Here is a 20,690-nt window from a genome sequence, read left to right on the forward strand (position 1 = left end):
TTTATCGTTTAAACAATTTTAGTCATTGCAGTCATCGAAGTTCTTAAAAACTCACCAATTTCTTCAACTGGATGGTTTCTTATTGCATCATTTACTTCAATTAATTCTTTATTATCCACTCCGTTTGAACCCTCATTAAAAGGTCTACCAACATAATTATTTGCTGTTTTTTTAACGTAATCTGCAATTAAAGGCTTACACGCATGATCAAACAAATAACATCCATACTCTGCAGTATCAGAAATTACACTATTCATTTCGTATAATTTTTTACGTGCAATTGTATTTGCAATTAATGGCGTTTCATGTAACGACTCATAATAAGCAGATTCATCAATAATTCCAGATTCTGTCATTGCTTCAAAAGCCAATTCAACACCAGCTTTTACCATTGCTACCATTAACACACCATTATCAAAATATTCTTGTTCAGAAATTTCAATGTCCGCTGCAGGAGTTTTTTCAAAGGCAGTTTCTCCGGTTGCTGCTCTCCAAGTTAATAAGTTCACATCATCATTTGCCCAATCTTCCATCATTGTTCTAGAAAAATGACCACTCATAATATCGTCCATATGTTTTTGGAACAACGGACGCATAATATCTTTTAATTCTTCGGAAGCATTAAATGCTGCAATTTTTGCTGGATTCGATAAACGATCCATCATATTTGTAATACCACCATATTTTAAAGCTTCTGTAATAGTTTCCCAACCATATTGAATTAATTTTGATGCATAACCAGCTTCAACACCTTCAGCTACCATTTTGTCGAAACATAAAATAGACCCCGTTTGTAACAAACCGCAAAGAATAGTTTGCTCACCCATTAAATCAGATTTTACCTCAGCTACAAATGAAGATTCTAAAACTCCTGCAGTATGTCCACCTGTTCCAACTGCATATGCTTTTGCATAATCCCATCCTTTTCCTTCTGGATCATTTTCTGGATGTACAGCAATTAAAGTTGGCACACCAAATCCTCTCTTAAATTCTTCACGAACTTCAGATCCTGGTGATTTTGGTGCTACCATAATAACGGTAATATCTTTTCTTACTTGCATTCCTTCTTCAACAATATTAAATCCGTGAGAATACGATAAAGTTGAACCTTTTTTCATTAAAGGCATTACAGCGGATACAACAGCAGTGTGTTGTTTATCTGGTGTTAAATTGATTAATAAATCGGCTGTTGGAATCATTTCTTCATAAGTTCCAACTTTAAATTTATTTTCAGAAGCATTTAAAAACGATTGTCTTTTTTCAGAAATAGCAGTTGGTCTTAAAGTATAAGAAACATCTAAACCTGAATCTCTCATATTTAACCCTTGGTTTAAACCTTGCGCTCCACAACCTACAATTACAATTTTCTTCCCAATTAATGCATTTACACCATCACCGAATTCCGAAGAATCCATAAACCTACATTTTCCTAATTGATCTAATTTATCTCTTAATGAAAGTGTATTAAAATAATTTGCCATTTTTTTAGTATTTGTATTCTTTTAATTAATTTCTGCTAATAATTCTGATATTGCCATTTTAGGTCGTGTTATTGCAATGCGCCCTGAACGTACAAACTGCAACAAACCATATGGTTGTAGTTTTTCGTACATATTGTCAATATCATTTTTTAAACCTGAAGCTTCTATTACAAAATAACGTTCTGTTATTGAAATAATATGTGCTCTTCTAAATTTTAATTTATTCTGAATTTGTTCATCATATAAATGTTCTGACGAAATTTTAAATAATGCTGTTTCATTATAAATAATTTCATCTTCGGTATGATAAAAAGCACGAATAACTTCAATTTGTTTTTCTAATTGACCAACAACTTTTCTAATCAACGTTTTTGGAACAATTACTACAAATGTAAACCTATGTACGTTTTCAATTTCAGATTTTGAAACAGTCATGCTTTCAATATTGATATGACGTTTTAAAAATATTGCTGAAATACGGTTCAATATTCCAATATTATTTTCAGTATAAACCGAAACTGTAAAATTTTGATTTTCTTCCATAATTAACTTAATCTTATATCTGAAACACTTGCTCCTGTTGGTATCATTGGAAATACATTATCTTCTTTCTCAATTACAACTTCCAAAAAGTAAGAATCTTTTGATTCAACCATTGATTTTATTGCTGCTGCTAAATCTTCACGATTTGAAACTCGTTTTGCTTCAATATCATATGCTTCAGCCAATTTTACAAAATCTGGACTTACCATTTCTGTTGAAGCATATCGCTTATCAAAAAATAGTTCTTGCCATTGACGAACCATTCCTAAGTAGCCATTATTTAACACTACTATTTTAACAGCCGCTTTTGTTTGAAGTATTGTGCCTAATTCATTACAAGTCATCTGGTAACCTCCATCTCCAATAATTGCAATTACTTCTCTATCTGGAGTTCCAATTTTAGCGCCAATAGCTGCTGGTAATGCAAATCCCATAGTACCCAAACCACCAGAAGTAACACTACTTCTTGTTTTTATAAAATCAGCATAACGACACGCAAACATTTGGTGCTGACCAACATCTGAAACGATAACAGCATCACCATTGGTTTCTTTATTAATTCCACCTAAAACTTCACCCATTGTTAATCCTTTTTTCGAAGGATTTAACTGATCTTTAATTACACTATCATTTTCAATTTGATATAGTTTATCAAATTCTTTCATCCAATTTTTATGATTGGCAGTGTCAACATAATTCATTATTTCTGCTAATGTTTCTTTAACGTCGCCTAAAACAGCAATATCCGTTTTTACATTTTTATCAATTTCCGCAGGGTCAATATCAAAATGAATCACTTTTGCTTGTTTTGCATACGTAGCTAAGTTTCCTGTAACACGATCATCAAAACGCATTCCAATAGCAATTAATACATCACAAGAATTGGTTAACACGTTTGGCGCATAATTACCATGCATCCCAACCATCCCCACGTGTAATGGATGTTTTGTTTCTAATGCTGAAAGCCCTAAAACTGTTGAAGCCGAAGGAATATCTGTTTTTTCAATAAAACTTTTAAACTCTTTTTCAGCTTCACCAATAATAACACCTTGCCCCCAAACAATAAATGGTTTTTTTGCATTATTAATTGCCGTTGCCGCTTCTTTTATTTTTTCAATATCAAACTTTGGAACTGCTCTATAGCTTCTAACTTTTTCACATTTTTTATATGAAAAATCTAATTCACCTAATTGCGCATCTTTTGTAATATCAATTAAAACAGGACCCGGACGACCAGATTTTGCAATGTAAAATGCTTTTGCAATTACTTCTGGAATTTCTGAAGCTTTTGTAATTTGAAAATTCCATTTTGTAACCGGTGTTGAAATTCCAATAATATCGGTTTCCTGAAAAGCATCTGAACCTAATAAATGTGATGCTACCTGACCAGTTATACACACCAAGGGCGTGGAATCAATTTGAGCATCAGCAATACCCGTAACTAAGTTTGTTGCTCCTGGCCCCGATGTTGCAAATACAATACCAGGCTTCCCAGTTACACGAGCAAAACCTTGAGCAGCGTGTGCAGCTCCTTGTTCATGACGAGTTAAAACATGATGAAACTTATCTTGATATTTATAAATCTCATCATAAACAGGCATAATTGCCCCTCCTGGATATCCAAAAGCCATATCAGCACCTTCTTCCAACAAACATTTTATTACTGCTTCTGCACCTGAAATTCTAACGGTATTAGCAGTTTGTTTTTGTTGAGCTTCCTTATTCAATGTTTCCATAAAATTAAAATTTATCCGTTACACAACCTTCTGATGCTGACGAAACGGTTTTTGCATATTTATATAAAATTCCTTTTTTGTGCTTCAACTCTGGAGCTTTCCATTTTGCTTTTCTTTTAGCCAACTCATCATCAGTTAATTTCACATTTATTTTTTTATTTGTAGCATCAATTACAATAATATCTCCATCTTTTAATAATCCTAATGCACCACCACTTTGCGCTTCTGGAGTAATATGTCCAACAACAAATCCGTGCGTTCCACCGGAAAAACGACCATCTGTAATTAACGCAACTGTTTTACCTAAACCAGCACCCATAATCATAGAAGTTGGTTTCAACATTTCTGGCATTCCCGGACCACCTTTTGGACCGACATATCTTATTACTACAACATCCCCTTTTGAAACTTTACCAGCTCCAATACCTGCATTTGCTGCATCTTCTCCATCAAATACTACTGCTTTTCCTTCAAACAAGTTTCCTTCTTTACCGCTTATTTTTGCCACTGAACCTTCGGTTGCTAAGTTTCCAAATAAAATTTGAAGATTTCCTGAAGATTTTAAGGCTTTTTCAGTTGGGTGAATTACTTGTTGATCTTCTTCAAAACTTAAGGCTTTTACATCAGCTAAATTTTCAGCTAAAGTTTTACCGGTTATTGTCATACAATCCCCATGTAAATACCCTTTTTCTAATAAATATTTCATTACCGCTGGTGTTCCACCAACTCCATGAACATCTTCCATTAAATATTCACCACTTGGTTTTAAATCTGCAATTAAAGGAGTTCTATCGCTTACACGTTGAAAATCATCTAAAGTGAATTCAATTCCTGCCGCGTGTGCAATTGCCAAATAATGTAAAACTGCATTTGTAGATCCACCTAAAGCATTCACCAAAGCAACCGCATTTTCCAACGATTTTTTAGTAATAATATCTAAAGGTTTTAAATCTAATTCTAATAAGTTTTTAATTGCAGCAGCAATGCGCTCACTTTCGTTTTCTTTAATAGGATTTTCCGCTGGAATTGATGAATTATAAGGCAGTGCAAACCCTAAAGCTTCAATAGATGAAGCCATTGTATTTGCTGTATACATACCGCCACAAGCTCCAGCTCCTGGAATTGCATTTTTTATAATCTCTTTGTATTTTTCTTCTGAAATATCGCCTGCAATTTTTTGACCTAAAGCCTCAAATGCAGAAACTATATTTAGTTTTCTTCCTTTATATCTTCCTGAAGCAATTGTACCTCCATAAACCATTAAAGATGGTCTATTTAAACGTAACATCGCCATAATTGCTCCTGGCATATTTTTATCACAACCTACAACAGTAACCAAACCATCATAACTTTGGGCATTCATAACTATTTCAATAGAATCAGCAATAACATCTCTAGAAGGTAATGAGTAATTCATTCCTGAAGTCCCCATTGAAATTCCATCACTAACTCCAATTGTATTAAATTTTAAACCTACAAGCTCTTGTTTATTCACTTCTTCCTGAATAAAACCAGCTAAACCATTAAGATGCATGTTACAAGGATTGCCATCGTAACCTGTACTAGCAATCCCCACCTGAGGTTTTTTCATATCATCATCAGTTAAGCCCACTCCGTACAGCATTGCTTGTGCAGCCGGTTGTGTAGGATCTTGAGTCACTCTTTTACTGTATTTATTTAATTGCATTTATTTTAACGCTTTATAAATTTCTTTAAATTATTTTTAAAACAATCTAATTTTTATTAATTTTTTCTCAATGAAGAGCAAATTTAAATTAGACTTTTGTTTTTAACATTTTTTTATTGTTTTTATTACAATATCCACCTTTGATAAATTATTCATATATAGCTGATTTAATGCTAATTACCTCTTTATTTTTTACAATGATTATACAATAAAAAAACCTATATCATTTTATTGATACAGGTTTTTTGAATTTTTAAATAACAAAATTGCATCAATTTATTAAACTAATAATAATGACTAGAATTAAAATGACGTCTATTGCTATATTTTTTCTCATTTTTAATATAAAAAAACCTCCCTAAATTTTAGGAAGGCTTTATAATTTATTAATTACAATACAATCCTATATTAGCTGTGAATAATCACAGAGACTTTTATAGAAATGATATTGATATTGTTGTTTTTCATGTGTATTTAATTATTTTATTTTAACGGTCACCTGCTGTTCGCCATTTGTCATTTTATTTGATGACACACCTTTTAACACACTCGTTTCATAATTGAGTTACAAATATGTAATATATTTTTTAATTACTAACAATTAATATAAATTTATTTCATTAGTTTTTTTGCCTTTGCTTTAATTACTAATTCTACAGGTACATTTTGAATTTTACTTTCTAGCCAGGATAAAATATCTAAATATAAAAACGCCCTTCTTTCAAAAGGATGATCTTCATATTTTTTTAACTCACTATGTAATTTTATAAATTCTTTTTTAAGGTCTTGTGGATAAATGTTACTTAAATTCTTCAAAAATGAAATCATTTTACGCTGCACATCGTGTAAATCATTCATTTTCAACAAAAATTTATAAGTTGAAACAATTAATTTTTCAATATTAGAATCGATACCTGCTTCATAATGTGCAACTAAATTTAAGACTCTTGAAAAGCACAATAAATCTTCTCGCATTTTTAAATCTTTATTATTTATTATTTTTTCTAAATAGTAAATACATTCCTTATTTTTTCCAGCTCCAAAATACATACACCCAATTTTGTAATAGAAAACCATAATATGGTGCGCATCTATATGTCCTTCATAGAGTTTAATTTCATCCAATAATTTTTTTACAAACTCTAATCCTTTTGTAAAATTCCCTTCTAAAAAATATAAATTTAATTTGTGCTGATTAAAGTATAAAAATGCTAAAGTTTTTGTGTTTTCATTTAAAACAATATTTTCATTTCTTATATCTTCATCCAAGTTTTCAAGGACTTTTTTAAACTTTCTTCTATACTTTATTAAGTATAAAGATTCAGCTAAATAATTAACCCCTTTTAAATAAAAAACTGGGTTCTGCTTTTTCCTTTCAGGGTTTTCTTCAAATAAATCAACCCACTTTTGAGCATATTTATAACTTGAAACAAAATCTTGCTTTATTAAACTATGCCACAAATATGCTTTGTATAAAAATAATTTTTCTTTAAAACTTAATTCAGTTGCTTTATATTTTGGTAAACGCTTTTCAAAATAGTCTGTTAACAATTTAGAATCTTCTGTATCTTTTACATAACCAGCCTTCAACATTAAACTATATAACTGCAAGGACAAGTTAGACAATTTACTAATTCTTATGTTCTTTAAACTTAACTCTTTTGCCTGTTCCGCAAGTTCATCTGCTCTGTTACTCATACTTCGAGTAATGTATTGAGATTCTATAACTTTTTCAAACTCAACAATTTCATACGCCAAATTGTTTTCCCCACTATTTAATGCCAAATCTTTGGCTTTATCTAATATTTTTAGACTTTGTTTATATAACCCTTTGTTATATAAAATTGAAGCAAAATCAAATTGTTCTCTAATTTGGGTTCTTACATTTTGATGCACAGGATTAAGCCGTAAACTCACCAATATTTGCTTATATAAATGTGCTTTAGTATTTGAAATTTGTTGTTTTTTTATGTTGGTTTTTTTTAAAATTAGCTCATCATCATAAACACTAACTCTATCTAACAAATTAAATAAAGAAATAAAGTTTGCATCTGCATTTCCTCCTAATCTACCTACATATAATTTAAATTGACGTTTTTCGGATTTGGAAAGTGACTTTACCAATGTAAAAAGTGCATCTTTTTGGTCAATAGCCATTGTAACTAATTTATTTTTATCTAATTGATTATTAGGTTTTTACAAAAAATATATTCATTTGAATATAGTAAACATCGCAATTTACAACAAATTTAAAACGTGCATACCCATATTTTTGGTATTCAAAAGTGATAAAAAAAAATTAGAAATGAGTAAAAATAGAGTCCAAATTTTTGACACAACCTTAAGAGATGGGGAACAAGTCCCTGGTTGTAAATTAAATACTGAACAAAAATTAATAATTGCCGAACGACTTGATATTTTAGGAGTAGATGTTATTGAAGCAGGTTTTCCAATTTCTAGCCCAGGTGATTTTACATCTGTAGAAAAAATTTCTAAATTAGTAAAAAATGCAACGGTATGTGGACTCACCAGAGCAAATAAAAAAGATATAGAAGTTGCTGCACAAGCACTTAAATACGCAAAAAGACCAAGAATTCATACTGGAATTGGAACTTCAGAATCACATATTAAGTACAAGTTCAATTCAACTCAAGAAAAGATAATGGAGCGTGCATTTGAAGCAACTGCTTATGCTAAAAAGTTTGTTGAAGATGTCGAATTTTACGCAGAAGATGCTGGAAGAACAGATAATGAATATTTAGCAAGAGTTTTAGAAAAAGTTATTAAAGCTGGTGCAACTGTTTTAAATATTCCAGATACGACTGGTTATTGTTTACCTGATGAATATGGTGCAAAAATAAAATACTTAAAAGAAAATGTAAAAGGTATTGAGAATGTAATTTTATCATGCCATTGTCATAACGATTTGGGTTTAGCTACTGCCAATGCAATTGCTGGAATTCAAAATGGCGCACGTCAAATTGAATGTACTATTAATGGAATTGGAGAACGTGCTGGAAATACTGCTTTAGAAGAAGTAGTTATGATTATGAAACAGCATCCATATTTAAATTTAGATACTGGCATTAATACAAAATTATTGTACGATACTAGTTTATTGGTACAAAGAAGTATGGGAATGATTGTACAACCAAACAAAGCTGTTGTTGGAGAAAATGCATTTGCTCATAGTTCTGGAATTCATCAAGACGGTGTAATTAAAAATCGTGAAACTTATGAAATAATGGATCCTGCAGAAGTTGGTGTTACTGAATCTTCAATTGTTTTAACAGCAAGAAGTGGAAGAGCTGCATTAGCATATAGAGCTAAAAATGTTGGGTACGATTTAACTAAAATTGAATTGGATGATTTGTATCCTCAATTTTTAAAATTTGCCGATCATCATAAAACTGTTAACGATGAAGATATTCACCACTTAATGGAATTAAATCACATTCATAAATCAAAGGTTCATATTTAATTAATAAAATTTATTTAGTAAACCAAAATCCTTAACTTTAACAACTTTTAAGGATTTTTATTTTATTGGGAAATTTATTCGAAATAAATTAAAAAAAGAATTACTTAAAACAAATTTTATATATTAAATCATTCAATTAAAAAGAATTATGAATTTAAAAATCGCTTTACTTCCAGGCGATGGTATTGGGCCAGAAGTAATTCAACAAGCAATTAAAGTATTGGATGCAGTTGCAGAAAAATACAAACACACATTTGAATATAAAAAAGCAAGTGTTGGTGCAATTGCAATTGATGAAACTGGAGATCCTTTGCCGGATAAAACCTTAAAAATTTGTGCTGAATCGGATGCAATTTTATTTGGAGCCATAGGTGATCCAAAATACGATAACAATCCAAGTGCTAAAGTGCGACCTGAACAAGGTTTGTTAAAACTTCGTAAAAGCTTAGGCTTATTTGCCAACATTCGCCCACTTACAACATATGATGATTTAATTCATAAATCCAACTTAAAACCGGAAGTTATTAGAGGTACTAATTTTGTTATTTACCGAGAACTTACAAGTGGAATCTACTTTGGTAAAAAAGAACTTAGTGAAGATGGAAAAGAAGCTTTTGATACTTGCAAATATACAATTGAAGAAATAGATAGAATAACTCATTTAGCATTTAAAGCTGCTCAAGTTAGAAGAAAAAAATTAACGCTAGTTGATAAGTCAAATGTGCTTGAAACTTCTCGTTTATGGAGAAAAAGAGTTGCAGAGATTTCTAAAAGCTACTCAAATGTACTGGTAGATTATTTATTTGTTGATAATGCTGCTATGCAACTAATTTTAAACCCAACTCAGTTTGACGTAATTTTAACTGAAAATATGTTTGGAGATATTTTATCTGATGAAGCAAGTGTTATTTCTGGCTCAATCGGATTATTAGCATCGGCATCTATTGGCACTAATAGCGCTATGTTTGAACCAATTCACGGTTCTTTTCCACAAGCTAAAGGAAAAAATATAGCAAATCCATTAGCGGCAATTCTTTCGGCGGCAATGCTATTAGATCATTTCGAATTGTATGACGAGGCTGAAGATATTAGAATTGCGGTTGAAAAGTCAATAGAATTAAATATTACAACACCCGATTTAAATTCAACCAATCATTTTTCTACTACAAATGTTGGTAATTTTTTAAGTGATTTCATTTTAGATGATGAAAACACCTTTTACAATAAAAACAATATTGATTTAGGGCAATCAACAATAATATAACTATATTTTAATTAAAAAAACACCTAAATTATTGAAATTTTTAGGTGTGTTTTTTTTGTAGTTTTACCTTAATGGAAAATAACTTAACTTTTATTGAAGCCTTAAACTTCAGACGCTCTGTTAGAGTGTATGATACAGACAAAGAAATTGATGTAGCAATTGTTAAAAAATGTATTGAACAGGCAACGCTGGCACCCAATAGCAGTAATATGCAATTATGGGAATTTCATCATATAACTTCTAAAGAAATTATAAAAAAACTTTCAAAAGCGTGTTTAGGACAAAGTGCAGCGACAACCGCAAAACAATTAGTTGTAATTGTTGTTCGTAAAGATTTATGGAAGCAACGTGTTAATTCCAACCTAAATAATTTAAAAAATATTTTTGGTGAAAAATCAAAAAATGAATATAGCTCAAGAGAAAAATTCGCATTAAATTATTATGGAAAATTAATGCCTTTTGTTTATAGAGACTTTTTTGGGTCATTTGGCTATATAAAATATTTTATTTCTTGGATTACTGGCTTATTTAAACCAACCTACCGTCAGTTAAAAAATTCAGATATGCGCATTGTTGCACATAAAAGCGCAGGATTGGCTGCCCAAACTTTTATGTTAAGTATGGCTGCTGAAAAATACGATACTTGTCCCATGGAAGGTTCAGATACTCTTCGCATAAAAAAAATATTAAATTTGCCGTTAAGCAGTGAAATAAATATGGTTATTTCTTGCGGAATTAGAAAACCTGAAGGAGTTTATGGTGAACGTTATAGAATTCCTTTTGAAACAGTTTACAAACATTGGTAATAATTAGGTTAAAATATCGACCAACATTAAAATTATAAACATGACAGCTAGAGAAAGTATCATTCATAAAATAATAGCTAGTAAGGATAAGCCACATTTAGATTTTAGTATTAAACATAAAACTGAAGAATTTACCAACAACTTGTTTTATACTTTATTTGATGCAAATGCTTGTGTTGCTCAAAATATTGAGCAATTAGAAAATGATTTTACCAAAATCTATAAATTAGCTTGTAAAATTGATGGTAGTAAATGTTCGAAAATTTGGCCAATATTTCTTTCCAAATTACCAGAAATTTTAGAAAATTTAAATTTGGATGCTCAAGAATTAGTTAATAACGACCCGGCTTCAAATAATATTGAAGAAGTATATTTAGCCTATCCTGGTTTTTTCGCTATTGCTATTTATAGATTTAGTCACGAGTTATTTAAACTTAAAACTCCTCTAGTCCCAAGACTTATGAGTGAATATGCTCACAGTAAAACTGGAACAGATATTCATCCAGGAGCAACTATTGGAAAATCATTTTTTATAGATCACGCAACGGGAACTGTAATTGGAGAAACATGTTTAATTAAAGATCATGTAAAAATATATCAAGGTGTTACTTTGGGTGCTTTACAAGTTTCAAAAGAATTAAAAAATATAAAACGACACCCAACTGTTGAAGACAATGTTACAATTTATGCAAATGCAACCATACTTGGTGGTGAAACAACTATAGGTGAAAACAGTATAATTGGTGGTAATGTTTGGATAACTGAATCTATTCCTAAAAACTCTTTAGTTTATCACAAAGCAGAAATAAAATTAAAACAAAAAAACAGCAATGGAAAGTAAAAGTATATTTGATTTTATAGGAAACACACCCTTAATAAGAGCTAAAAATATTCTAAAAAAAGACGGCGTTTCATTGTATTTAAAATTAGAAGGCAATAATCCGGGTGGAAGTGTAAAAGATAGAGCTGCCTACAATATGATATCTTCTGCCTTGGAAAGAAATGAAATTAAAAAAGGCGATTATTTAATTGAAGCTACCAGTGGAAATACAGGAATTGCTTTAGCTATGATTGCCAAACAATTTGGGCTACATATTGAATTGGTAATGCCCGAAAACTCAACAAAAGAACGTGTTCAAACTATGCGAGCATATGGAGCAAAGGTAACATTAACACCATCAGAAGGAGGTATTGAAGGTTCAAGAATATATGCCGAAAAATTAGTTAGTGACAAAGGGTATTTTATGTTAAACCAATTTGCAAATGAAGATAATTGGAAAGCCCATTACAAAACTACTGGCCCAGAAATTTGGCATGACACCAATAAAGAAATTACACATTTTATTTCTGCAATGGGAACAACTGGAACAATTATGGGAACTTCAACATTTTTAAAAGAAAAAAATAAAAATGTCAAAATAATTGGTGCACAACCAACCGATAATTCTAAAATACCAGGAATAAGAAAATGGTCTCCAGAATTTCTTCCAAAAATTTTCAATCCTAAAAAAGTAGATGAGGTGATTGAGGTTAGTGAAACAGAAGCGCGTTTAATGACCAAAAGACTTGCTAAAGAAGAAGGTGTTTTTGCAGGAATGAGCAGTGGAGGCTCGGTAACAGCGGCTCTAAAATTAGCAGAAACTATAAATTCTGGCGTTTTAGTAGCTATTATTTGTGACCGTGGTGACCGCTATTTATCTTCAGATTTATTTGAATAAAACGTTGTAGCAACATTCCACTTTTATGATTGGATAGGTATCACTTTTGTTGTATTTTTGTTTGTTAGAATACAAATAATCTTACCATGAAAAAAATTCAAATGGTGGACCTTCAAGGTCAATACGCTAAAATACAAGATCAAGTAGATTCAAGAATTTCAGAAGTTTTAAAATCAGCCGCTTATATAAATGGCCCGGAAGTTCATGAGTTTCAAAAAAACTTAGAAGAATATCTAAACATAAAACATGTAATTCCTTGTGCTAATGGAACAGACGCACTTCAAATTGCAATGATGGGCTTAGGATTACAACCTGGTGATGAGGTGATAACATCCGATTTTACATTCGCTGCAACTGTTGAGGTTATCGCACTTTTGCATTTAACACCTGTACTGGTTGATGTTGAAAAAGATACTTTTAATATGGATATTGCTGCGTTAAAAAAAGCAATAACTCCAAAAACAAAAGCAATTGTACCTGTTCATTTATTTGGACAATGTGCAAATATGGAAGCAGTTCTTGAAGTTGCAAAAGAGCACAATCTATTTGTAATTGAAGATACAGCCCAAGCAATTGGAGCAGATTATACATTTAAAGATGGAACAAAAAAGAAAGCCGGAACAATGGGTATTACTGGTACAACCTCTTTCTTCCCTTCAAAAAACTTAGGTTGCTATGGTGATGGTGGTGCAATATTCACAAACGATGATGAATTAGCTCATACTTTAAGAGGAATAGTAAACCACGGAATGTACAAACGTTACTACCACGATGTTGTTGGAGTTAACTCAAGATTAGACAGCATACAAGCAGCTGTACTTAATATAAAATTACCGCTTTTAGATAGTTATTGTGATGCTAGACGTGTTGCAGCCAGATATTATAATAATGGGTTTAAAAATAACCCAAATATTACAACTCCAAAAATGGGGAATGGCTGTGAATTTATTTGTGAGAATTGTGATTGTCACGTATTTCATCAATACACGTTACAAATTAAAAATGGTAAACGAAATGAATTACATCAGCATTTATTAGACAATGGAATTCCAAATGCTATTTATTATCCAGTTCCTTTGCATAGTCAAAAAGCATATACTGATCCTCGATATAAAGAAGAGCATTTTAAAGTTACAAATGAATTAATTGATACGGTGATTTCATTACCAATGCATACTGAATTAGATAAAGAGCAACAAGATTTTATTATTTCAACTATTTTAAATTTTATAAATTAATTAATAATGAAAAAGGTTTTAGTTACAGGAGGCTTAGGATTTATAGGTTCACATACAGTAGTTGAATTACAAAACGAAGGATTTGAAGTTTTGATTATTGATAACTTATCAAATTCCAGCATTGAAGTTTTAAAAAGAATAACATCTATCACCGGAACTAAACCAGCTTATTTTAATATTGATTTAAAAGATAAAGTTGCTGTTCAACAATTTTTCGCAACTAATAAAGTTGATGGAATTATACATTTTGCAGCTTCAAAGGCTGTTGGTGAAAGTGTTCAAAAGCCTTTAGAATATTACGAAAATAATATTGGGAGTTTAGTTTACATTTTGCAAGAAATGAAAGCAAACAACTTAAATAATTTTATTTTCAGTTCGTCCTGCACAGTTTATGGGCAAGCTGATGAATTACCTATTACAGAAAATGCTCCAATTAAACCTGCTGAATCTCCTTATGGAAATACAAAACAAATTGGAGAAGAAATAATTAAAGACGCTTCCAAAATTTCTGATTTAAAAGCAATTGCGTTGCGTTATTTCAACCCGATTGGGGCACACGAATCAGCAAAAATTGGAGAATTACCAATTGGAGTTCCTCAAAATTTAATACCATATGTTGTTCAAACTGCCGCAGGAATCCGAAAAGAATTGGCTGTTTTTGGTAGTGATTATAACACACCTGATGGAACTGCGGTTCGTGATTATATTCACGTTGTTGATTTAGCAAAAGCTCATATAGTTGCCTTGAAAAGGTTAATTGAAAATAAAAATAAATCACAATATGAAGTATTTAATTTAGGAACAGGCAAAGGAAATTCTGTTTTAGAAGTGATTAAATCTTTTGAAAAAGTGACTGGCAAAAAAGTTAATTATAAATTAGTTGACAGAAGAGAAGGAGATATTACAGCTGCTTATGCCGATACTAAATATGCAAATGAAGAGCTTGGATGGAAATCTGAATTATCTTTAGACGACGCCCTACTTTCTGCCTGGAAGTGGCAACAGACACTTTAGTAGGTTAATAACTACAAATAAAAAAAGCGATTGTTTAAACAATCGCTTTTTTTATATCATATTGTGCTTATCAAAATCTAATTCCGTTTGTCATTAAACTTCGGCAAGCTCCGTTTGACAAACTTTATTTATTAACTTTCTAAAGCCTCTTCTCTTTTTATTTTTTTAAACTTAAGCTTTGAATTCTGCTCCACTAGCAGCAACACTTCTATCAATTTTGCGCATTAACCCTTGTAAAACTTTACCAGGCCCAACTTCAATAAATTCAGTTCCTCCATCAGTAACCATAGCTTGTATACATTGCGTCCATCGAACAGGCGCTGTTAATTGAGCAATTAAATTCTCTTTTATTTCATCCGGATTTGTTACAGCTTTTGCAACAACATTTTGATAAACAGGACAAGTTGGCTTACTAAACTCCGTGTTTTTAATTGCCTCTGCTAATTCTTCTCTTGCAGGAGCCATTAAAGGAGAATGAAATGCTCCTCCAACAGGTAATTTTAACGCACGTCTTGCACCTCTTTCAGTTAAAACTTCACACGCTTTATCAATAGCAGAAATTTCACCAGAAATTACTAATTGACCTGGACAATTGTAATTTGCTGCAACAACAATTCCATCTATACTTGCGCAAACCTCTTCAACAATAGCATCATCCAATCCTAAAACTGCAGCCATTGTAGATTCTTGAGCCTCACAAGCTTTTTGCATTGCCAAAGCTCTTTTTGACACTAATTTAAGTCCGTCTTCAAAAGTTAAAACTCCATTTGCAACTAAAGCAGAAAGTTCACCTAAAGAATGACCTGCAACCATTTCTGGTTTAAAATCATCACCTAACGTTTTAGCTAAAATTACTGAATGTAAAAATATAGCTGGTTGTGTTACTTTCGTTTGTTTTAATTCTTCTGCAGTTCCTTCAAACATAATATCTGTTATAGAGAAACCTAAAATTTCATTAGCTTGTTTAAAAAGTTCTTGAGCCAATGGAGAGTTTTGATATAAATCTAAACCCATTCCAGTAAATTGGGCTCCTTGCCCCGGAAAAATATATGCTTTCATCTTGTTTTATTTCAGTTTTGTTAACAAAGTGCAAAAATAGTAATATTTTACTATATTAGTGTTAATTAACAACGAATGAATCAAAAACAAAAATCCGAAGCTTTTACTATTTATTTAATTTTAGCATCTATGTTTATTGCGGCATTGGTTGCTTCAAATTTAATATTTCAAAAATTTTTCTATTGGAATCCATTTGGTTGGTTTCGTTTTGAATTATCCGTTGGTATTTTACCCTACCCTATTACATTTTTAATAACTGATATTATTTCTGAAATTTATGGAAAGAAAAAAGCAAATCAAGTTGTAATTGCAGGTATTTTTGCTTCATTTTTTTCAATGGGAATTATTTTAATTGCAAATTATACGCCAGCAATTGAAAGTTCTCCAATAAACAATGAATTATTTAGTAAAGTATTTGGGTTATCGCCTATCGCAGTTTTGGCTTCTATGCTAGCTTATTTATTTGCTCAATTTATAGATATTAGAATTTTTCATTTTTGGAAACGAAAAACAAATGGAAAGCATTTATGGCTGCGTAATAACTTCTCAACTTTCTCTTCTCAATTTATTGACACTTTAACTGTAATTACATTATTATGTAGTTTTGGCGTTTTACCATGGAGTTTATTTAGCACACTTCTTATCAGTGGCTTTTTATTTAAAATTTTAATTGCCCTTTTGGATACACCTATTTTATACTTTATTGTTTATTTATTTAAAACAAGATTTAATTTAAAAGTTGGTGAAGAAATTAAATTTATTGAATAATCTATAATTTGGCATATTATTTGAATTATAAATATCACAAGGTAACAATTTTGAAGTTTAGTTGATATACCAATGTAAATGAAACATAAAGTAAATGGTGAATCCATCAATAAAAAGAAACATTTATATATTATAAAGCAATTTTATGAAAGGAAAACTAACTAAAATAATTGTATTTATTGGAATTGTAGTTTTCGCAATAAATTGTAAGTCTTCAGATTTAAATATTGAAGCTCCAATATGTATTGAAAACAAAATTGAAGAAATACTTAATAAGGAGGTTTCAAATCCGCCAACACAAGTTTGGAGATGGGAAGTTGACGGAGAAACCTATTATTATGTCACATCAGATTGTTGTGACCAATTAAATATTTTGTACTCCAAAAATTGTGATATTGTATGTGCTCCTGATGGCGGTTTTACAGGAAACGGAGATGGAAATTGCCCAGATTTTAATAGTAAAATTATTAAATCCCTAATTTGGGTAGATGATAGAGAATAACTATTTTAAGTTATCATCACTACGAAATTAATTATTTGAGTGGGCGTTTTTTAATCATTCCCCCTTTTGTATCCTTAATGCTATTCATTATTATAAATGCATTTTGGTCAATTTTATCAATCTCCGTTTTAATTCGTGCAATTTCTAGCCTTGTAACAATTGTATAAATGATATCAAATTCGGTTTGAGCTACCCCTTGCTTACCAAAGCCACCTTTACCAGAATAAACAGTTACTCCTCTTCCTAAATTTTCTGTAATCATTAATCGAATATTTTCACTTTTTTCAGAAATGATTGTAATTCCAGTATATTCTTCAATCCCTTCAATTACAAAATCGACTGTTTTAGAAGCCGCCATATAGGTTAACATAGCGTACAAAGCAACCTCTATGGATAAAATATAAGCACCAAATGAAAATATAATTATGTTAAAGAGTAAAATAACATCACCTATTGTAAGTCCTGTTTTTTTGCTTAGATAAATGGCCAATACCTCGGTTCCATCTATAACTGCACCTCCTCTAATTGCCATTCCAATACCTGCTCCCAAGAAAAACCCACCAAAAACTGCAATTAATAATTTATCTGAAGTAATTACTGGATATGGGATAAAATGTACTGACAATGCTAATGCAACTATCGCTAAAATACTTTTTATTGCAAATTGTTTGCCTAAATTTGAATAACCTAAAACTATAAATGGCAAATTGACAATTACTATCAATATTGATAGTGATATGTGAGTAGTTTCAGAGATTAATAATGAAATTCCCATAGCACCTCCATCAATAAAAGAATTAGGTAATAAAAACCCCTTTAAACCAAAACCGGCAGAAACCACCCCAATTACAATAAAAAAAATTTCATTTATGATATGAGAAATACTAACTTCTAATAATTTTACTTCATCCGATAACCTTTTATGAGGTTTTGTCGAATTCTTTTTAAACCTCCTTATTACTGTCCCAACAACTATTTTATGAATAAAATTGATCATACTTACTATTTATAATTGATGAAATTTATTATTTAATTGTAATAATCACTTTATAACCCTCACTATTTCTAACATTAAAAACTGTATTGTCTTCAAATAGTAAATATTGACCTTTAATTCCTTTTAATTTTCCTGAATACACATGTGCTTTTTCCAGATTTAATGTTTTTATTTTGGTTGGATATTTTAAAACAGGATAGTTCATTTCTGTAATTTTACCATTATTTGCTAAAAAATAATCTTGTGCTTCTTCAGGAATAAAAGATTTCAATTTTTCGCGTTCTTCAATTAAATCGGCATCTGAAACTTCATTTTTTAGCATTTTTTGCCAACTGGTTTTATCTGCAACGTGATCTTTTAAAGCAACCTCGGTTATCCCAGCTAAATATCTATTTGGTACTTCCACAATTTCAATTGCTTTTGTTGCTCCCTGATCAATCCAACGCGTTGGTATTTGTGTTTTTCTGGTAACTCCAACCTTAACATTACTAGATAAAGCTAAATAAACAATGTGTGGTTTTAATTGTACACCTTGTTCAAATTCTAAATCTCTATCCTCAATACCTAAATGAGCGGTACTTAATTCAGGTTTCATAATCCAATCTCCAACTGCAGCACTTTTGTAAAAACACTCATAACAAAAGCCTTGCCTAAATATTTTCTTTTCTTTCCCGCAGCATAAACATTGATAACCTTCAAAACTAAATTCAATTTCTTTATCTAATAATTGGTTCAGATTTAAAAAATCATTTTCAACATCCAAATAATATTGAACTTCATCATTTAATTCAGTCTTCATTTTTTTTAAAACAGCGTGATATTGCATAAAAGTTTTTCTTAAATTTAACAAACCAAATATACTTAATATAATATGCCATTTCAAATAGTGAATTCAATTATTTCGTGGTTTTTAAAAAAGCGAAAACACCAAATGGAATTATTTTTAAAATATCCTATAGATGTGCAGCAGGAATTACTTTTTAAATTATTAAACAAAGCGAAATATACAGAAATAGGAAAGCGGTTTAAATTTTCTAATTTAGCTACTTACCAAGATTTTAACAGAAATGTTCCAATTAAACAATATGAATCCATTGAGCACTTAATTGAACGCACTCGAAAAGGGGAACAGAATGTATTTTGGCCAACACCAATAAAATGGTTCGCAAAATCTAGCGGGACTACAAATTCTAAAAGTAAATATATTCCTGTTAGTGATGAGGCGTTAGAAAATTGCCATTTTAAGGCTGGAAAAGATATGCTTTGTTTGTATTTTAATAACAACGATGCTGCTCAACTATTTACCGGAAAAGGTTTACGTTTAGGCGGAAGTAGTGCAGTTTATGAAGACAACAATTCTTATTTTGGAGATTTATCAGCTATTATTATAGAAAATATGCCTTTTTGGGCAGATTTTAGTAGCGCTCCAAAACAAGAAACTGCTTTAATGGGTGAGTGGGAATCTAAAATGAAAGCGATCATAGATGAAACCATAGAAGAAGATATCACTAGTTTAGTTGGTGTTCCGTCCTGGATGCTCGTATTACTTAATAAAGTGTTAGAAAAAACAGGAAAATCCAATATAATAGAGGTTTGGCCAAATCTTGAAGTCTATTTTCACGGAGGTGTAAACTTTAATCCATATCGTGAGCAATTCAAAAAATTAATACCAAAAAAAGATTTTAAATATTACGAAACTTACAATGCTTCTGAAGGATTTTTCGCCATCCAAGACCAAAACAATTCTTTTGATTTATTATTAATGTTAGACTATGGAATATTTTATGAATTTATTCCAATGGAGCATTTTAATGGAGAAAACTCAGAAGCTATTCCATTATCCCAAGTAGAATTGGATAAAAATTATGCCTTAGTTATTACCACAAATGGAGGTTTATGGCGTTATTTAATTGGAGACACCGTTAAATTCACTTCTTTAAATCCCTTTAGAATTAGAATTACAGGTAGAACAAAACACTTTATAAATGTTTTTGGTGAAGAACTTATTATTGAAAATGCTGAAGAAGCCTTAAAGCAAGCTTGTTTAAAAACCAATGCTGAAATTTCAGAATATACTGTTGCTCCTATTTTTATGAATGGAGATAATAGTGGTGGACACGAGTGGGTTATAGAATTTAAAAACCATCCTAAAAATATTAATTATTTCACGGAATTATTAGACAATTCTTTAAAGGCTATAAATTCTGATTATGAAGCTAAACGTTATAATAATATGGCACTAAAATTACCTAAAATTAATGTTGTTAGAGAGGGTTTATTTTATGATTGGCTGAAACAACAAGGTAAATTAGGTGGGCAGCATAAAATTCCTAGACTTTCAAACTCTAGAAAACATTTAGAAGAAATCTTAGAACTGGAAGTTAGTTGTTAGAAAA

The 20,690-nt window shown here is 30.8% G+C and carries 18 protein-coding genes; 10 read left to right on the forward strand and 8 right to left on the reverse strand.

Features of this window, described 5'->3' with window-relative positions:
- Positions 1 to 8: 8 nt before the first annotated feature.
- The 5 genes from ilvC to CHB63_RS15605 all read right to left on the reverse strand — a co-directional run bounded on the left by ilvC (position 9) and on the right by CHB63_RS15605 (position 7,604).
- Positions 9 to 1,481: a ketol-acid reductoisomerase gene (ilvC, locus tag CHB63_RS15585; protein ID WP_089379413.1), complete on the reverse strand. Its 1,473-nt coding sequence runs from the start codon at positions 1,479 to 1,481 to the stop codon at positions 9 to 11.
- Between the two features lie 21 nt (positions 1,482 to 1,502).
- Positions 1,503 to 2,024, reverse strand: coding sequence for an acetolactate synthase small subunit (gene ilvN, locus CHB63_RS15590; RefSeq protein WP_089379414.1), 522 nt, complete (start codon positions 2,022 to 2,024; stop codon positions 1,503 to 1,505).
- Positions 2,025 to 2,026: 2 nt separating this feature from the next.
- Positions 2,027 to 3,760 (reverse strand): biosynthetic-type acetolactate synthase large subunit, encoded by a 1,734-nt coding sequence (gene ilvB / locus CHB63_RS15595; RefSeq protein ID WP_089379415.1) that lies wholly within the window; start codon positions 3,758 to 3,760, stop codon positions 2,027 to 2,029.
- A 4-nt stretch (positions 3,761 to 3,764) separates the two neighbouring features.
- On the reverse strand, positions 3,765 to 5,447 hold the full coding sequence (gene ilvD / locus CHB63_RS15600) for a dihydroxy-acid dehydratase (protein ID WP_089379416.1): 1,683 nt from the start codon (positions 5,445 to 5,447) through the stop codon (positions 3,765 to 3,767).
- 612 nt (positions 5,448 to 6,059) lie between these two features.
- Complete coding sequence (locus tag CHB63_RS15605; RefSeq protein ID WP_089379417.1) at positions 6,060 to 7,604, reverse strand: hypothetical protein; 1,545 nt, start codon at positions 7,602 to 7,604, stop codon at positions 6,060 to 6,062.
- A gap of 148 nt (positions 7,605 to 7,752) precedes the next feature.
- Here CHB63_RS15605 and CHB63_RS15610 point away from each other — a divergent pair, with 148 nt between their 5' ends.
- The 7 genes from CHB63_RS15610 (at position 7,753) to galE (ending at position 14,968) form a co-directional block, all read left to right on the forward strand.
- The gene (locus CHB63_RS15610) at positions 7,753 to 8,928 is read left to right on the forward strand and encodes a 2-isopropylmalate synthase (RefSeq protein ID WP_089379529.1); all 1,176 of its coding nucleotides are present in this window, start codon (positions 7,753 to 7,755) and stop codon (positions 8,926 to 8,928) included.
- Between the two features lie 148 nt (positions 8,929 to 9,076).
- The gene (leuB, locus tag CHB63_RS15615; RefSeq protein ID WP_089379418.1) at positions 9,077 to 10,192 is read left to right on the forward strand and encodes a 3-isopropylmalate dehydrogenase; all 1,116 of its coding nucleotides are present in this window, start codon (positions 9,077 to 9,079) and stop codon (positions 10,190 to 10,192) included.
- A gap of 71 nt (positions 10,193 to 10,263) precedes the next feature.
- The gene (locus CHB63_RS15620; protein ID WP_089379419.1) at positions 10,264 to 10,998 is read left to right on the forward strand and encodes a nitroreductase family protein; all 735 of its coding nucleotides are present in this window, start codon (positions 10,264 to 10,266) and stop codon (positions 10,996 to 10,998) included.
- A 40-nt stretch (positions 10,999 to 11,038) separates the two neighbouring features.
- Positions 11,039 to 11,839, forward strand: a complete 801-nt coding sequence (gene epsC, locus CHB63_RS15625; protein WP_089379420.1) for a serine O-acetyltransferase EpsC — start codon at positions 11,039 to 11,041, stop codon at positions 11,837 to 11,839.
- A complete protein-coding gene (gene cysM / locus CHB63_RS15630) occupies positions 11,829 to 12,716 on the forward strand; it encodes a cysteine synthase CysM (RefSeq protein ID WP_089379421.1) in 888 nt (295 codons plus the stop codon). Before epsC ends, cysM begins: the two co-directional genes overlap by 11 nt.
- Before the next feature lie 86 nt (positions 12,717 to 12,802).
- Entirely contained in the window at positions 12,803 to 13,954 is a 1,152-nt protein-coding gene (locus tag CHB63_RS15635; RefSeq protein WP_089379422.1) for a DegT/DnrJ/EryC1/StrS family aminotransferase, read from the forward strand.
- Positions 13,955 to 13,960: 6 nt separating this feature from the next.
- Positions 13,961 to 14,968, forward strand: coding sequence for a UDP-glucose 4-epimerase GalE (galE, locus tag CHB63_RS15640; RefSeq protein WP_089379423.1), 1,008 nt, complete (start codon positions 13,961 to 13,963; stop codon positions 14,966 to 14,968).
- A gap of 171 nt (positions 14,969 to 15,139) precedes the next feature.
- On the opposite strand, the gene fabD is transcribed toward galE, so the two are convergent.
- Positions 15,140 to 16,027 (reverse strand): ACP S-malonyltransferase, encoded by an 888-nt coding sequence (fabD, locus tag CHB63_RS15645; protein ID WP_089379424.1) that lies wholly within the window; start codon positions 16,025 to 16,027, stop codon positions 15,140 to 15,142.
- Positions 16,028 to 16,102: 75 nt separating this feature from the next.
- Between fabD and CHB63_RS15650 the strand changes: the two genes are divergently transcribed.
- Positions 16,103 to 16,795: a queuosine precursor transporter gene (locus tag CHB63_RS15650; protein WP_089379425.1), complete on the forward strand. Its 693-nt coding sequence runs from the start codon at positions 16,103 to 16,105 to the stop codon at positions 16,793 to 16,795.
- A 145-nt stretch (positions 16,796 to 16,940) separates the two neighbouring features.
- Complete coding sequence (locus CHB63_RS15655; protein WP_217898423.1) at positions 16,941 to 17,297, forward strand: DUF6970 domain-containing protein; 357 nt, start codon at positions 16,941 to 16,943, stop codon at positions 17,295 to 17,297.
- 31 nt (positions 17,298 to 17,328) lie between these two features.
- Here the strand turns inward: CHB63_RS15655 and CHB63_RS15660 are convergent, their stop codons facing one another.
- Both CHB63_RS15660 and CHB63_RS15665 read right to left on the reverse strand, forming a co-directional pair.
- Complete coding sequence (locus CHB63_RS15660; RefSeq protein WP_089379426.1) at positions 17,329 to 18,294, reverse strand: YitT family protein; 966 nt, start codon at positions 18,292 to 18,294, stop codon at positions 17,329 to 17,331.
- A 28-nt stretch (positions 18,295 to 18,322) separates the two neighbouring features.
- On the reverse strand, positions 18,323 to 19,120 hold the full coding sequence (locus CHB63_RS15665) for a DUF2797 domain-containing protein (RefSeq protein WP_089379531.1): 798 nt from the start codon (positions 19,118 to 19,120) through the stop codon (positions 18,323 to 18,325).
- Between the two features lie 45 nt (positions 19,121 to 19,165).
- On the opposite strand from CHB63_RS15665, the gene CHB63_RS15670 reads away from it, so the two are divergent.
- Positions 19,166 to 20,686 carry a GH3 auxin-responsive promoter family protein gene (locus CHB63_RS15670; RefSeq protein ID WP_089379427.1) on the forward strand — a complete coding sequence of 507 codons (1,521 nt, stop codon included), beginning with the start codon at positions 19,166 to 19,168 and terminating at the stop codon, positions 20,684 to 20,686.
- Positions 20,687 to 20,690 lie beyond the last annotated feature (4 nt).

The sequence above is a fragment of the Lutibacter flavus genome (assembly GCF_900188355.1).
Taxonomy (GTDB): Bacteria; Bacteroidota; Bacteroidia; order Flavobacteriales; family Flavobacteriaceae; genus Lutibacter; species Lutibacter flavus.